We start from the raw sequence: 14,210 nt of genomic DNA, 5'->3' as shown, positions 1-14,210 counted from the left end.
CTAGAACAGGTCTGCCATGAGGCGGCGGTATTCCGCCTCAGGACGGCCGTAAGCGTCGTGACCAAACTCTTCAAGGCCCGCCCGATTGCGCATTGTGATAAGGCCGCGCTCCGATCTTATGAAGCCGTTTCCCTCCAGAATATGGAGAGCGGTCGTGACGCTAGGCCGCCTCACGGCCAACATACGCGCAAGAAAGTCATGTGTTATGGCGATCTCGTCGCCAATCACGCGATCGTCGCACATCAGAAGCCAGCGGGCCAATCGCTCGTTGACGTCATGAACTGCATTTGAAACAGCGGTATAAGCGACCTGGACAGCAAATGTCTCGATCGCACGTACCATGACGAGCGCGAAATGCCGATTGTTCTGCATCGTTGAGCGAAAGCTTTCGTAGCTTACACGATGCCCCTCAGCGTCGACCTGAACCACTATGTCGTATGAGCTGAGCTCCGAGCCCACAGCGGCGGAGCTCGGGATATAGCCCTCATAGCCGAATATGCCCACTTCGGCAGAATGCCCTTCCGGCGTGCGGGCAAATACGGACCCGATCCCATCGGACAGGAAATATATGTGCTCGATCGGATTTCCAGTGGAGGCCAGCATCTCCCCGCGAGGCAGGGTGACAGGCTCGAGCTGTGAAGCAATTGAACCAAGGTCGCCGCCTGGCAGAGCATTCAGCAGTTTGTTGCGAGAGCGAATAGACATTGTGTGGATCTCCATTGCCCGGTCAACCCACTGTCGGCATCGCGGTTCCACCGAATGCCGTGAAATGCGCATAGCGGCTTTCTATCGGCCCAACGCCATGGGATTTTTCTCTGGAGATCGTGGCACTGTTGTATCAATTAGCGAGTTAATCCGACAACGAACCCGATCGCCGCCGCCAAGCCAATTGCCTGCCATGGCTGCCGGCGGATTTTGCTTTTGACTCGCTCAGTGGCGCGGTAGCGCAAGCTTTCAAACTCGTCTCTCAGAGCGGCGGCCTGCTCACGCGGCTCAGCATAGGGGTCGTTGCAATGCTCCAAGATCGAACCAATTGCCTCATCTACACGCGGTGCATCAGATGCCGCTACGTTTTGACCAGATCGAATAGGCGTGGTCGTAGCGGTAACCGAAACCGGATCGGAGGCGGGGAAACTATCTTCCAGGCCCGTGTCGAGAGAGTCAGTCGATATCCGGGCCGATCGCTCTTTTTCGAACGCTTCGGCTGCCGGGGATTGGTTGAGCGACATTGTAATCTCCTCCTATTACGTGTTGCCCCGCCGTCAGCACTATAGCTCCACCGGGCTCCGAGGGACACGGCCATTCGTGAAGTGTGCTGTCACGCGCTTCCGTTAAGTCCGAGCCGTCAGGATTAGTTGCGTCCTCCGAACTGCTGTACGCTAACGTACCCTTTTAGCTGACGGTGGAACGTCCTGGAGGTGGGCAGCTTTCCCTAGCCTGATCACAAAAGGGAGAATGCGATGGTTACCATGGTAGGCAACGAGAGTGATTTCGGTAAACTTGTGAAGGATCTGATTTATCTGGAACACGACGCTATTGCAGCGTACGAGTCGACGATTGAACGGCTCGATGATAAGGCACTGAGCGCCAAGGTGGCTGACTTCCACCAGGATCATCTCCAGCACCTTTCGACGCTGAACCAGATCGCCATGGAGTTGGGCATCGAGGCACCGACTGACGGCGATATGAAGAAGATGCTGACCACTGGCAAGGTCGCGCTGGCCGATCTCTTCGGGGACTCCGCTATCCTGAAGGCGATGAAGACGAACGAAGACGATACGGTGACGGCGTACGAGCGCGCCTCTCGGCACGAGGGTGGGCGTGTGGAATCGAAGGAATTCTTCCTGAAAGCCCACCAGGACGAGGTTCGTCACCGCACGTGGTTCGAAGCGACGGCAAAGCAACTCTGATGTTTGACTAGGGTGTGGTCGCTACGGATGGTGTCCTTGCGGCGCGAAACATCAAGGCGGCACCGATCATGGCGCTCTGTAGGACACAACGGAGCGCTGTATCTTGTCTATTTTCGCAGCGAGCAAGCGTGGCAAACGAACCAAGTCTCGTCATTCTTTTTCATGGTATTGGTGCGTCCGGTGCTCCGATGATGCCGCTTGCATCATCTTGGCAGCTAAGCTTGCCGGATACACGCTTTGTATCGCCAGATGCACCGTTCCAACGATCCAGTGGCCCAGGTCATCTGTGGTTTCATATTGATGGCGATCAACTGCGGCCGGATCGCTTGAATGAAACGAGAAGCGCTTTCGATAGGACCGTAGGAGAGATTGTCGATCGCGAAGGGTTTGCAAATGCGCTGCCCCGTGTCGCCTTCGTGGGCGTGTCGCAGGGCGCGATCGTTTCGCTTGATGCTATCGCCTCGGGCCGTTGGAACGTGGGTGCCGTGGTTGCATATTCCGGAATGCTGCCGCCGCTTCCTGTGTCACCCGCCAGCAAAAGCACACGGATCCTGTTCGTCCATGGACAGAATGACCGGACTATCCCCTCGTTTGCCTCCAGCTTGGCTTCTTCACAATTCGAAGCCGCGGGCTTCAATACCGAACTGAAAGTAGAGCCCGGTGTCGGGCATACCATTTCGATGACAGGTGCTCAGCACGGTCTCGTGTTTCTCAAATCCCATCTCGCCTGAGTTCCCAAAAGATAACCATGCTGGAATCATTGCTGACAATCGCTCCAATCGTCTCGGCCGCTGCCAGCATCGGCACATTATGCATCTGGGCGGTCTATCTTCAGATATTTGTGGGGGGACATCATCGGCAGATAAAGCCTATGCTGGTCATTAATCACGGGGAAGGGCGAGCTTTGAACGCACATTGCCTTGTAACCAACATGAGCAAAGAACCCGTCCATATCCAGAGCGTTGTGGCAAAAGTCCTTGCCGACGGGAAAACGTATACGGCTTATATCACTGACGCAGAAGATATTCGTCGATCAGGCATTGCGACTGGATGGCAGCGCATGACACGCCAGGGGCCACTTCAGCCTGGCACAATGGTCGATATGGGGACCTTTGACTGCATCCTGGAATATGCGGAGTCGACTGCGATCGAAAACGGCGACGAACTGCGCAGGAAGCTCGAGGAGTATGCGGAGACCATCGAGATAATCATATTGGGAATATACGGGTCTGAAGACTTGCTCATCGGGGCATCGCGTAAGTTCGATGTCGCCGGAGCACCCAATGGGGCGGGGCTACGAGCATCCGAGGCCTTGACCCGTCAGATAACGCGCAGGCGTGAGCGTAAAAGGCTATTGAAAGAGCTGAATGCGCAGTTATGAGAGGTTGGTCAGCGTCAAAGTACTGTCATAGGTGATGACGAAATGGCACTGGCGAGAGCTTACGAGGGTGCAAAAGCCGTGGAGATATCGGCACTATGGCGAATTCGCCATTTTCCCGAAAACTGATTGCCGTTAGGTTGCTGACATCAGAATCACGAGCTTATTTCCGTTGCGCTGCCTAGTCACGCTTTCCATCACACTTTTTACTCTGATTTCATGTGCCCGTCCCGGGCCCGAGACCCTGACCGTAGTGACACCTGTCGCCAAAGCGACGGCCGTCTCGATCCTTGTGGCAACTGATCGCGTTCCCGATCAGAGCAAGGCTGGCGCGTACACCGCGGGCAGGGGAGACACATTACGCTATGCGGAAGTCACCGTTTCGATCCCTCCAGGTCACCGTCCCTCAAAAATCGAATGGCCGAAATCCAAGCCAGACCCGCACAACACTTTCGCAATTATCGCAAGGCGGGAACTGACGGCGCGGGAGTTTGCAGCCCTTGCTCGCGGTCCCTCAAGGTCTCCCGCTCACGGTCACGCTGGCATATTCGTCCATGGTTACAATTACAGCCATCAAGAAGCTCTGTTCAGACTTGCACAGATGACAGCGGACTCCAAGGTTGGGGAGCGTGCAATCCTGTTCGATTGGCCTTCGCAGGCAGAGGTGACCGGCTACGTCGCCGACAAGGATTCGGCTGCCTTCGCCCGGGACGATCTGACAACGGTTCTGTCGAACCTGTCCGTGGCTGGGGTGAAATCCACCATCCTTGCCCACAGCATGGGGGCCTGGCTGGCGGTTGAGGCTGTTCGCCAGTTATCGCTGACTGGAAACACGAAAGCACTACGATCTATCGACCAGATGGTTCTTGCGGCTCCCGACATCGACATTGACCTGCTGCGCAAGCAGTTGTCCGTTACCGAAAAACTTTCGAAACCGATTGTCGTGCTGGCATCCAAGGACGATCTCGCGCTAGCACTTTCAAAACGCCTTGCCGGATCGGCCGCCACTGCCGGATCCCTCGATATTGACGATCCACGTACGCGTGAGCTGGCGGTCAAAGAAAACATCGAGGTAGTTGATATCTCGAACATCCCATCGCTCAATGGAACCAATCACGACCGATTTGCATCTCTTGCTGCAATTTATCCGCAGCTACGTCAGGGGTTCAGCAATCCGGTTGCCGGGACTGGGGCGCTGGTGCTCAATGGCGTTGGCGGAGCAATCTCGGCTCCTTTCCGACTGGGCGGTGCGATCCTTGCACAGTAATGCTCGTGACCCGTCAAAGATTCTTGAGATTTATAGCGATGGCTCGTTCAACGCAGCATCTCGGATAGGAGGATGGGCATTCATTGTCCTCTTAGCCGGAGATCCGATCTTCGAGAAGAATGGATACGAGCCGGGAATGGACAACAATCGCTTCGAGTTGCTCGCGGTTACGAAGGCTATGGCGTGGATCGAGGCAAACGCCAAAAACATGGGTGTCTGGCTCTGGACGGATTCACGACACGTCGTTGAGGGCTGCTATCGTTGGCGTAAGATTTGGCGAAATAACGGGTGGCACCGGATCACTGCCAACGCTCATGCGCGGCGCCGAAGCATTCCGAATGCCCTTTTATGGCAAGAGCTCGACACGCTTCTCATTCATAATGCGAGCGTCGAAATCCAATGGTGTAAGGGGCACGCGGAAACGCCGGGCAACATCAGGGCTGACATGCTCGCAAGGCAATTTACGTGACTGATTGTGCGGCGGCTGGCCCTGCCGAGCAATCTGTGTGACTGACACAGCGTCTCTGATCTGGGGACGACAATGGAGCAATGCTCGTGGGCGCATAATAGAAGACAGCCCACCAGATGGCAGGCTGTCGATTCCATGTGGAATTGCGGGATTGTCAGTTATACGGCGAATTGCAATAGGCCCGAACCCCAGCGCGCGGAACGTAGGTATTATCCGATGCACGATAGGTGCGATAACGGTTCGAGCACCACTGGGCGTGGCTGCTGCCATACGACTGGCGTGGGGCCGCAAGCGCTCCGCCGATGATCGCGCCTGCAGCAAGTCCTCCGATCACAGCGCCGGCACTCGGGCCGCGGTGGTGGCGGTGTCTATAGTAGCCACGATCGCCACGATGATGTCGCCACTCACGATGGTGACGGCGATGATGGCGATACTGCACTTGTTCAACATTCTGGATCTGCGGCGCCGACACGGCAGGGACAGGCATCGCAGACGCTGCTCCAAGCGACGTGAAGGTCATCAATGTGGACAAGGATATTGCGCTGAAAATCTTTGTGATGGTTTTCATGAAGGTCTCCTGAGATCAAGGCCATGAAACGGGCAGTTTGCCGATAAGTTCCTTGTCTTCATTGCAATAAAAGCCTGACTGCTAAGCCGTGAACTCGGCGAATTGAAGCTTGTGGAGCTCCCGGAAAGAGCGTAGGCGGACCATCATGAATACGCATGTACTCCGCTCAATTGCTTCGGCGCTCCTCATTTCCGCTATCCTGGTTCTGATCTCAGCATACCCGCTTGCGATCTTACTCCCGACTTGGTGGGGATATGAAAACCAACCGGTGGAGAATACTCAAGTCGTGATTCTTTTCGCCGGGTTAGTCGCTTCCTTTTGGTTTTCGTATCGGTCGAGATCCGCGGGGCGATGGTTTGGTTTTGCGGCCGCACCGATCCTTCTCATCGTTATCGGACGTGAGCTGAGCTGGGGCGCCGTTTTCCTTGAACCAACGAGCATGGGGGAGCATGGCCCTCTCTATGCGTCACGGGGTCTCTGGTACAAGCCTATAGTGGCTCCGGTTGTAACCGGTCTGATTATCCTCTGCATCACAGTGGTCACGTTCACGCCCACAGCAAGAGCAGTTATCAGATTTTTCAAGCACCGCGGGGTACCCTTCTGGTCGCTCATATTTACTCTGACGGCAATGCTGGTTTCAACGTCTGCCGAGGGTCACCTCCCGCTCGTGCCTCTCGACCGTATCCTTGAAGGTGGTGTCGCTCAGCTCGTAGAGGAAATCGCCGAACTCAGTGCCTACGCGGCAATGGTTGCCGGGCTGTTGTTTATCATGGCCGATCTCGACAACCAAAGCGGTCCCTAAGTTCAATCGATATCGTGACGTTCTGCAAGAGCCGCACTTTCAGTGAGCCGTCGCGTCCTTAACACGCGAGAATGGGCCGAAAGCAAGGTGCTTTGATCTATTTCTCATCTGCAGGACGCGGACCTTCTTTTTTAGGCTTGGGTGGCTTGTTGTGAACGGTCGCATCTTCAGACCCGGTGATAACGGTAGGCTTAGCGCTGTGTACACCATCGGCCTTGGGATCTGCCTGTGAAGGGGCGTATTGCCCCTTCGCGTCATCTTTCGGGTTTCCCATCGTCATTCCTCCATGGATTGTTATTGGATGGCAACGGCACGGTCCGCGACGATCCGCACGGGGATCGCTTTGGCGGCCGGCGTTTTCGACATTTCGTCGTGGTGATCGATCGCGTTCAGCACGTTACATTCCGGGTAATATGCACCGATCGTACCGCGCGGCAGTTTGTGAGCGACGATCGTCAGGCCGGAGAGCTGCCGATGTTTGCCATCAGCAAAATCGCTGACGAGCGCAACTGTCTGCCCCTCATGAAATCCGGAGGCGGCAATGTCATGCTCTGACATCAGCACGACATCGCGCGTTCCTTCGATGCCGCGGAAACGGTCGTATTCGTTATGTCGACCATTTTGAAACCGGCGGCGATGCCGTCTTGCGCTCGGCCTGCAAACTGTCGCTGGAAGGCATCGTGTCGAAGAAGCTGGATGCGCCTTATCAATCCGGACGAAGCGATAGCTGGGTGAAATCGAAGTGCAGGGCAGGCCATGAAGTGGAAATCGTGAAGGGAGCCACGACCCGATCGCCGACCTTCAGCTTGGAATTGCCACGACCAACCTCCACGACTTCGCCCATCGTCTCGTGGCCCATCACATCACCGGCATGCATGCCGGGAACGAAACCAAAAGACGCTACCTCGCCTTCGGACAATGCGGGCCGCCGGGAAGGACGCGTGCTCAGATCAAGCGCCGCATGACGAAGATGTCGAGCGTTCCCGGATGGCCACTGAACCGTCTGCGCGACCCGAAGCGGCCTACAGCGCGGCAAACACCTTCTGGAGTTGCTCCAGGGGGACGGGTTTTGTCAGGTGGAAATTGAACCCGGCCTCCGTCGCCAGCTCCTTGTCGCGATCCTGACCCCAACCGGTCTGGGCGATGATCGGCGTGTGTTCGAACTCTGGCTCGCCGCGAAAGGCCTTGCAGACCTCGTAACCGTTCATTCCCGGCAGACCGATATCCAGCAGAATAACATCGGGACGATAGTGCCGTGCGGCATCCAGAGCCTCACGGCCATCATGGACTGCTTCGAACTCGTGGCCGATGTCTTCCAACATCATGCCCAGCGTGTCGGCGATAATCGGGTTGTCATCGACCACAAGCACTTTAAGTGAACGAAAGGATTCCATCCCTTGTTTCTGCTGGGTGGCCACCTGCGGCTGCTCGGGCGCAGCCGCTATCGGAAGCCTGATCGTAAACCGGCTCCCTTTGTTGGGTCCGGCGCTATAGGCGTCAACCGATCCACCGTGCATTTCGACTAGTTGCCGGACCAGTGCAAGACCGATACCCAACCCGCCCTGCGATCGCTGCAAATGATCGTCGATTTGCGTGAACAGTTGAAAGACCTTTGATTGCATGTCTAACGGAATGCCGACGCCGTTGTCAGTCACCCGAATAATCACCTGCTGTCCATCGCGGCTCACATGGAGATCGATCAGCCCACCTTCGGGTGTGTATTTGGCCGCATTGTTCAAAAGGTTCGAAATCGCTTGCGACAATCGCACCTGATCACCGTCCACCCACGAGACATCGCTTGGCATCTCGATTGTCAACTTGTGGTCAGCACCATCAATCAGAGGTCGGCTGGATTCCACCGCCGTCCTGATGATGTCATCGATGCGCACCGTGTTTTTCCGGAGTTCGATTTTACCCTGGCTGACACGTGATACATCGAGAAGGTCATCGATAAGTCTGACCAGATGGACTAGCTGTCGATCCATCATGTTGCGGATCTCGGCGGCATTCACGCCGCCGGGATTGCGTTGCAGAATGTCGAGTCCATTCCGCAGCGGCGCCAGCGGGTTGCGCAATTCGTGCGCCAGCGTGGCCAGAAACTCGTCCTTGCGACGATCGGCATCCTTCAGCGCCTCGGCCTGCTGTTGCAACTCGTCACGCTGCGCTGCGATCTGCTGGCGTTGGCGATAAAGCTCGAAAAAAACCTCCGCCTTGCTGCGCAGAACATCCGGCTCGATCGGCTTTTGAATGAAATCGACGGCGCCCGCCTCGTAGCCCTGAAACCGCCACCGGCTATCGGTTGTATTCCCAGCCGTGACGAAAATGATCGGCACCCGGCGCGTGCGTTCATTTCCACGCATGAGTTCGGCCAGTTCGAAGCCATTGAGCCCGGGCATCTGAACGTCGATCAGGGCGAGCGCCACGTCATGTTCCAGGAGAAGTTCCAGCGCCTGGTCGCCGGAGCGGGCCTTCAGCAAGTTGAGACCGTCACGACGAAGCAAAGCCTCGAGAGAGATCAGGTTCTCCTCGAGATCGTCCACCAAAAGAAACGAAACCTGGCCCATATCAGCCGATCCTCCTCAAATACTCAGATATGCCATCGAGCGACAGAACTGTCGCGTCGGGGCACAACGCCAGGCCCGCTTCGGGCATTGCAGCGGCAAATGCAGTCTGTGGATCCTGAATGATGACATGGCCGCCAGCCCTCGCGATCGCTACAAGGCCTTTGGCACCATCGTGATTTGCGCCGGTCAGAAGCACGGCGACGACCGCAGCTCCATAGACATCTGCAGCGCTTTCAAACAGCACATCGATGGAAGGTCTGGAGAACAGGACCGGCTCTTCATTGGTCAGGCCGAGGGTTCCCTGGTCTTCGACGAGAAGATGGTAATCCGGTGGCGCGAAGTACGCCGTCGCCGGCCGGATCGGCTCCTTGTCTTCAACCTCAATGACCTCAATGCTGGATTTGGCGCCAAACAGCTCTGCCAGTACACTGCGCTTGTCGGGCGGGATATGCACGACGACCATGATGGGAAGGCGAAAATCCCCCGAGAGCGTCGGCAGGATGCTCGTCAGAGCTTCCAGCGCGCCGGCAGAAGCTCCAATCACCACCGCTTTCGGATCGGTTGGTATCATTTGCCGATCCTCTGATATATTTTTTCCTGGCGGACAAATTCGCTGAAGTCGTCTGCATGTGCCGAAAAACGAAGGCTTTCCTTGGCGCCGATGCCCAGAAAGCCCTTACGGGCAAGTGAATCGCGAAACAGACCGACTGCGCGATCCTGCAACGCCTTGTCGAAATAGATCATGACGTTGCGGCATGAGATCAGGTTCATTTCGCCAAAGACCGCGTCGGTCACAAGACTATGATCGGAAAACACCACGCGGTCGCGCAATGTCCGGTCAAACGACACCCGCCCATAACCGGCACTATAATAGTCGGACAGGGATGACCTGCCCCCGGATTTACGGTGGTTTTCGGTGAACAGCTGAATCCGATCGACATCGTAGACGCCGGCTTCGGCGATCTGTAATGCATCCTGATTGATATCGGTGGCGTAAAAGATCGTCCGGTCTTCCAGCCCTTCCTCCCGAAACAGGATGACCAGTGAATAGAGTTCCTCGCCGCCGCTGCAGCCGGCAATCCAGATCTTGAGAGAGGGATAGGTCCTCAGATGTGGCACGACGACCTCGCGGATAGCTCGGAAATAGCCCGGATCCCGGAACATCTCGCTGACCTGGACGGTCAGATAGCCGAGCAGCCGAGGCAACATGGTTTCGTCATGCAGGGCGCGTTCCTGCATCGCCGAGATCGTTGCAAAGCCCAGTTGTTCCCGCGCCTGGCGCAAACGGCGTTTGATCGATCCCGTGGCATAATTCCGGAAGTCGTAATGATAGCGTAGGTAAAGCGCTTCAAGCAGCAGCCGGATTTCGATGTCCTCGACCTTTTCAAATGTCTCGATCACCGGGGCATCCACACGCGTACGAGGGAGAGCAGCTTTTCCACGTCGAGCGGTTTTGCCATATAATCGTTGGCGCCTGCCTCGATGCAGCGTTGCTGATCATCCGGCATGGCCTTGGCCGTCAGGGTTATGATCGGAAGTTTTTTCCATTCAGGTTTCTTGCGGATGGCGCGGGTTGCCGTCAGGCCATCCATGACCGGCATCATCACATCCATCAGCACAAGGTCGAAAGCCTTTTCCGGATCACCCTGGGCCTGCTCAAGCTTGTCGAGGGCCTCCTGACCGTTACGGGCGATTTCGATGATCGCGCCGCGCGGTTCCAGGATGTTGGTCAGTGCGTAGACATTGCGGACGTCATCCTCGACGATGAGTATTCGTCGGCCTTCCATGAGCGCGTCGCGGTTACGCGCCTTGCGGATCATTTTCTGCTGCTCGTCGGGCAATTCAGACACGACCTGATGCAGGAACAGGGACACTTCGTCGAGAAGGCGTTCCGGCGACTTGGCGCCCTTGATGATGATGGACTTGGAATAACGGCGCAGCCGCTGCTCCTCGTCCGCGGACAGAACGCGCCCCGTATAGACGATGACCGGCGGGAAGGAATGGCTGCTGTCACCGCTGATCGTTTCCAGAAGGGAATAGCCGGATGCATCGGGCAGGGACAGGTCGAGCACCATGCAGTCGAATGTCTGCTCCTTGAGAAGCGTCAGGCATTCGGCCGCGGTTCCTGCGCTTACCGTCTCCACGTCATGCGAGGTCAGGAGCCTGGCCACCGCCTCGCGCTGGACTTCGTTGTCTTCGACGATCAGAACGCGATGAACGCCCTGCGACAGTTTTGCGTCGAGCTTCTGTAGCACCTCGACCAATTGCTCGCGCTGGACCGGCTTCATGATATAGCCGACGGCACCGAGCGAAAGTGCTGTCTCGGTGTAGTCGTCTGCCGAAACGATGTGGATGGGGATATGCCGCGTCCGGACATCTCGCTTCAGGCGGTCGAGGACCGACAGGCCGGATTGGTCCGGCAACCCGACATCAAGCACGATCGCGTGCGGCATATGCTGTTTGGCAAGCTCCAGGGCCTCATGCGCCGTTCCCGCGACAAGCGCCCGGAATCCCATTTCGCGGGCGAGATCACGCAGGATCGATGAAAACGTGTCGTCGTCTTCGATGACAAGCAGAGTACGCCGACCATCGCTTGCGACCGCCCGGTCGTCTTCGACAATCTGATGGCTGTGTGCGTGTATAGCCGGCTTTTCTTCGATCACCTCCGGCTGATGCGTTGCGAGCGGATCGGCGGTACAGATATCGCGCGACACGACATGCGACGGGTCATAGGAGACCGGAATGACCACCGTGAAGGTGCTACCATGATTGTGTCGACTTGTCAGATGGATGACACCGCCCAGCAACCGGACCAATTCCCTGGAAATCGACAGGCCAAGCCCGGTTCCACCGAACCTGCGACTGATTGTGCCATCGGCCTGGTGGAAGGCTTCGAAAATATTGCGTTGCTGATCCTCGGAGATGCCGATGCCGGTATCCGTGACCGCCAGTGCCAGCTGGTCGTTGGCGGCACTGCGGAGCGACAGGACGACCTTGCCCTTTTCCGTGAATTTGAATGCATTCGACAACAGGTTCTTGATGACCTGCTCGAGACGTTGCGGATCGGTCTCGATTACCGCGGGCGCTTCGGGAGCGATCTCAATCTCGAAGCCAAGCCCCTTTGATTTCGCAACCGGATCGAACAGCTGTCTCAAGCTTCCGACCAGCCTCTCGAGCGACACCGGTTCCGGTCTGATATCGACATGGCCTGCCTCGATCTTGGAGAGATCAAGAATGTCGTTGATCAGGTTGAGGAGATCGTTGCCCGACGACTGGATAGTCTGGGCGTATTTGACCTGCTCGACAGTCAGATTCTCATCCGGGTTGTCGGCCAGAAGTTTGGCCAGAATGAGCGACGAGTTGAGCGGTGTGCGCAGCTCATGCGACATGTTGGCCAGAAAATCGGATTTGTACCGGCTTGCCTGTTCAAGTTCGCGCGCCTTGAGCTGGACGGAGGCGTTGACCCGCTCCAAGTCATCGCGCTGGCCTTCAAGCTGCTGGGCCTGTTCTTCGAGTTGCGAGTTCGTCTGCTCGAGCTCGACCTGCTGCTGCTCCAGTCGCGCCTGTGACTCCTTCAGTGCCCGGCCTTGTTCCTCAAGCTCCTCGTTGGACACCCGCAACTCTTCGCCCTGCACCTGTAACTGCTCAGCCTGCCGTTGCGTCTCGCGGAGGAGGTTCTGAAGATCGCTGCGGTATTTCGCCGATCGTACGGCCGTGGCAATCGAGGCGGATGCCTGGTCAAGCAGGGTAAGGATGGTGTCGTCGACCGGACGAAGGAAGCCAAGCTCGATGACCGAGTTCACCGCGCCATCAATGCTGCCGGGTGATATCATAAGATGACGTGGCTTGTCGGCGCCAAGCGCCGATCCGAACGCAAGATATCCATCCGGCAGGTGTTCAATGATGATCGGCTTGCCTGCTGTGACCGCTTCGCCGAGCAATCCTTCTTTCGCCTTGAAATGATCCGGTATGCTTGCACTATTGGGAACGCCCCAGGTCGAGACACGCTGGAATTGGTCATCGTCCTTGACGAAGATGGCGCCGGCAACAGCACCGGTATAGCGGGTGAGGAAATCGAGAATGCTGTCGCCAAGGTCTTCGGTTCGCCGATCGCCCGTCACGGCGGTGTTCAATGCGACTTCACCGGACTGCAGCCAGTTCTGCCGTCGCCTCGACAGTGTCGCCTGACGCACCAGGACTGCGATTGCGACCGTCAGCAGGACGCCGAGCAGACCAGCGAGAACGCTGCTGGCGAAGGCTGTCGTGTATGCGCTTTCCATCTCGCTGAGCCGCAATCCTCTCAGGCGAGCCTCTTCCTGCCGCATCGCGGTCAGTTGCGCGCGCACGGCATCCATCTCAACCTTGCCGCGGTCTGAATTGACGACCGCAAGCGCAGCCTCGGCGTCTTGCGTGCGCCGAAGCTCAATAGTTTCACGCAACTCAGACAGTTTGCCATCGACATGCGATTTGAGCGCCACGAGCCTCTGCTGTTGCGAAGCATTGTCGCTGATCAAGCTCGCGAGCGCGTCCAGGCGCCTTGGAATAGCATTGATCGCAGTGTTGTAAGGCTCAAGGTATCGGTCGCTATTTGTCAGCAGAAAGCCGCGTTGGCCCGTTTCGGCGTCCTGGATGTAGGACAGAAGGTCCGATAGCCCGACGATGACCTCATGCGAGTGAACGACACGCTGATTGTTCTCGCGCAGGGTCTGGACATTGTACCAGGAAACTCCGGCGCTGATGACGAAAAACGCCAGCGCGGTCAGAAGGCTGAAAGAGACCGACGGGTCGAGTCCGAGGGTCCGCCTGGAAGGCGCCGCAGCATGGGACGTTTTCATGAAAATCTCGAAAGAGGAGGGGTTATAGAGATGGCGTGATCGTTAGCGGGAATGTGATGTGGGCGCAACGACGGGTTTCATAGCCAGCTTCGGGCCGAGGGTTTCGGCAAGTGGCGCTTGGCGAGCTTGACCGGAGTGATTTCGGTTTTGAAAATAGCGGCACTTGGAGTGAGCCGAAACGGCTCCACGGTACCCCCGCTGACAGGGGCCATTTGTAACATTCCAAAGTCATCCATTTTTTGATAATGCCTCACATCCAGCCGCCAAATGCATTGCAACGGAAAATGTTCCGACGCGCGATATCTTTTTTCACGGGTTGGCTGAGCAATCGCGATGAAAGCCCGTCAGGTTCGCGTTTTTGCGGACGTCTGGCGCTCGGGTGACGCTTGTCTGCCAGGTGGGCAGTTGCGCAATCGC

At 56.9% G+C, this 14,210-nt stretch carries 14 protein-coding genes and 2 pseudogenes; 7 read left to right on the top strand and 9 right to left on the bottom strand.

Annotated features, from left to right (window positions below):
• Window positions 1-705 carry a Crp/Fnr family transcriptional regulator gene (locus J2T09_RS23145; RefSeq protein ID WP_306839021.1) on the bottom strand — a complete coding sequence of 235 codons (705 nt, stop codon included), beginning with the start codon at window positions 703-705 and terminating at the stop codon, window positions 1-3.
• A gap of 137 nt (window positions 706-842) precedes the next feature.
• Window positions 843-1,229 (bottom strand): glycine zipper domain-containing protein, encoded by a 387-nt coding sequence (locus J2T09_RS27720; protein ID WP_306839019.1) that lies wholly within the window; start codon window positions 1,227-1,229, stop codon window positions 843-845.
• Window positions 1,230-1,460: 231 nt separating this feature from the next.
• Here J2T09_RS27720 and J2T09_RS23135 point away from each other — a divergent pair, with 231 nt between their 5' ends.
• The 5 genes from J2T09_RS23135 to J2T09_RS23115 all read left to right on the top strand — a co-directional run bounded on the left by J2T09_RS23135 (window position 1,461) and on the right by J2T09_RS23115 (window position 5,024).
• Window positions 1,461-1,910 carry a DUF892 family protein gene (locus tag J2T09_RS23135; RefSeq protein WP_306839017.1) on the top strand — a complete coding sequence of 150 codons (450 nt, stop codon included), beginning with the start codon at window positions 1,461-1,463 and terminating at the stop codon, window positions 1,908-1,910.
• Window positions 1,911-2,038: 128 nt separating this feature from the next.
• Complete coding sequence (locus tag J2T09_RS23130) at window positions 2,039-2,641, top strand: alpha/beta hydrolase (RefSeq protein ID WP_306839016.1); 603 nt, start codon at window positions 2,039-2,041, stop codon at window positions 2,639-2,641.
• 17 nt (window positions 2,642-2,658) lie between these two features.
• The gene (locus tag J2T09_RS23125; RefSeq protein WP_306839014.1) at window positions 2,659-3,291 is read left to right on the top strand and encodes a hypothetical protein; all 633 of its coding nucleotides are present in this window, start codon (window positions 2,659-2,661) and stop codon (window positions 3,289-3,291) included.
• 250 nt (window positions 3,292-3,541) lie between these two features.
• The gene (locus tag J2T09_RS23120; protein WP_306839012.1) at window positions 3,542-4,555 is read left to right on the top strand and encodes an alpha/beta hydrolase; all 1,014 of its coding nucleotides are present in this window, start codon (window positions 3,542-3,544) and stop codon (window positions 4,553-4,555) included.
• A complete protein-coding gene (locus tag J2T09_RS23115; protein ID WP_306839010.1) occupies window positions 4,494-5,024 on the top strand; it encodes a ribonuclease H family protein in 531 nt (176 codons plus the stop codon). The genes J2T09_RS23120 and J2T09_RS23115 overlap by 62 nt, the downstream gene beginning before the upstream one ends.
• Window positions 5,025-5,178: 154 nt before the next feature.
• Here the strand turns inward: J2T09_RS23115 and J2T09_RS23110 are convergent, their stop codons facing one another.
• Window positions 5,179-5,592 carry a BA14K family protein gene (locus J2T09_RS23110; RefSeq protein ID WP_306839008.1) on the bottom strand — a complete coding sequence of 138 codons (414 nt, stop codon included), beginning with the start codon at window positions 5,590-5,592 and terminating at the stop codon, window positions 5,179-5,181.
• Between the two features lie 145 nt (window positions 5,593-5,737).
• Between J2T09_RS23110 and J2T09_RS23105 the strand changes: the two genes are divergently transcribed.
• Window positions 5,738-6,394: a hypothetical protein gene (locus J2T09_RS23105; protein WP_306839006.1), complete on the top strand. Its 657-nt coding sequence runs from the start codon at window positions 5,738-5,740 to the stop codon at window positions 6,392-6,394.
• Between the two features lie 294 nt (window positions 6,395-6,688).
• On the opposite strand, the gene J2T09_RS23100 is transcribed toward J2T09_RS23105, so the two are convergent.
• On the bottom strand, window positions 6,689-6,952 hold the full coding sequence (locus tag J2T09_RS23100; protein WP_306839003.1) for a hypothetical protein: 264 nt from the start codon (window positions 6,950-6,952) through the stop codon (window positions 6,689-6,691).
• A 41-nt stretch (window positions 6,953-6,993) separates the two neighbouring features.
• On the opposite strand from J2T09_RS23100, the pseudogene J2T09_RS27645 reads away from it, so the two are divergent.
• Window positions 6,994-7,203 (top strand): annotated as a pseudogene (locus J2T09_RS27645) (hypothetical protein); the annotation flags it as partial.
• On the opposite strand, the pseudogene J2T09_RS23095 reads toward J2T09_RS27645, so the two are convergent.
• The 5 genes and pseudogenes from J2T09_RS23095 to J2T09_RS23075 form a co-directional block, all read right to left on the bottom strand.
• Window positions 7,158-7,286 (bottom strand): annotated as a pseudogene (locus tag J2T09_RS23095) (alcohol dehydrogenase catalytic domain-containing protein); the annotation flags it as partial. The pseudogenes J2T09_RS27645 and J2T09_RS23095 overlap by 46 nt on opposite strands.
• 130 nt (window positions 7,287-7,416) lie before the next feature.
• Window positions 7,417-8,958: a response regulator gene (locus J2T09_RS23090; protein ID WP_306839000.1), complete on the bottom strand. Its 1,542-nt coding sequence runs from the start codon at window positions 8,956-8,958 to the stop codon at window positions 7,417-7,419.
• A 1-nt stretch (window position 8,959) separates the two neighbouring features.
• On the bottom strand, window positions 8,960-9,529 hold the full coding sequence (locus J2T09_RS23085; protein ID WP_306838998.1) for a chemotaxis protein CheB: 570 nt from the start codon (window positions 9,527-9,529) through the stop codon (window positions 8,960-8,962).
• On the bottom strand, window positions 9,526-10,359 hold the full coding sequence (locus J2T09_RS23080; RefSeq protein WP_306838996.1) for a CheR family methyltransferase: 834 nt from the start codon (window positions 10,357-10,359) through the stop codon (window positions 9,526-9,528). Before J2T09_RS23080 ends, J2T09_RS23085 begins: the two co-directional genes overlap by 4 nt.
• Window positions 10,356-13,793, bottom strand: a complete 3,438-nt coding sequence (locus tag J2T09_RS23075; RefSeq protein ID WP_306838994.1) for a response regulator — start codon at window positions 13,791-13,793, stop codon at window positions 10,356-10,358. The genes J2T09_RS23080 and J2T09_RS23075 overlap by 4 nt, the downstream gene beginning before the upstream one ends.
• Window positions 13,794-14,210: the final 417 nt, after the last annotated feature.

Origin of the sequence: Neorhizobium huautlense (assembly GCF_030811685.1) — a bacterium.
In the GTDB taxonomy this organism is placed as follows: domain Bacteria; phylum Pseudomonadota; class Alphaproteobacteria; order Rhizobiales; family Rhizobiaceae; genus Neorhizobium; species Neorhizobium huautlense_A.
The sequence above is the reverse complement of the archived record's forward strand: the minus strand, read 5'-3'. Positions and strand labels throughout refer to the sequence as shown.

Coding starts and splice junctions, on each gene's coding strand:
- J2T09_RS23145 (WP_306839021.1), bottom strand. CDS start 705: ATGTCTATTCGCTCTCGCAACAAACTGCTGAATGCTCTGCCAGGCGGC.
- J2T09_RS27720 (WP_306839019.1), bottom strand. CDS start 1,229: ATGTCGCTCAACCAATCCCCGGCAGCCGAAGCGTTCGAAAAAGAGCGA.
- J2T09_RS23135 (WP_306839017.1), top strand. CDS start 1,461: ATGGTTACCATGGTAGGCAACGAGAGTGATTTCGGTAAACTTGTGAAG.
- J2T09_RS23125 (WP_306839014.1), top strand. CDS start 2,659: ATGCTGGAATCATTGCTGACAATCGCTCCAATCGTCTCGGCCGCTGCC.
- J2T09_RS23115 (WP_306839010.1), top strand. CDS start 4,494: ATGGCGTTGGCGGAGCAATCTCGGCTCCTTTCCGACTGGGCGGTGCGA.
- J2T09_RS23110 (WP_306839008.1), bottom strand. CDS start 5,592: ATGAAAACCATCACAAAGATTTTCAGCGCAATATCCTTGTCCACATTG.
- J2T09_RS23105 (WP_306839006.1), top strand. CDS start 5,738: ATGAATACGCATGTACTCCGCTCAATTGCTTCGGCGCTCCTCATTTCC.
- J2T09_RS23100 (WP_306839003.1), bottom strand. CDS start 6,952: ATGTCAGAGCATGACATTGCCGCCTCCGGATTTCATGAGGGGCAGACA.
- J2T09_RS23090 (WP_306839000.1), bottom strand. CDS start 8,958: ATGGGCCAGGTTTCGTTTCTTTTGGTGGACGATCTCGAGGAGAACCTG.
- J2T09_RS23085 (WP_306838998.1), bottom strand. CDS start 9,529: ATGATACCAACCGATCCGAAAGCGGTGGTGATTGGAGCTTCTGCCGGC.
- J2T09_RS23075 (WP_306838994.1), bottom strand. CDS start 13,793: ATGAAAACGTCCCATGCTGCGGCGCCTTCCAGGCGGACCCTCGGACTC.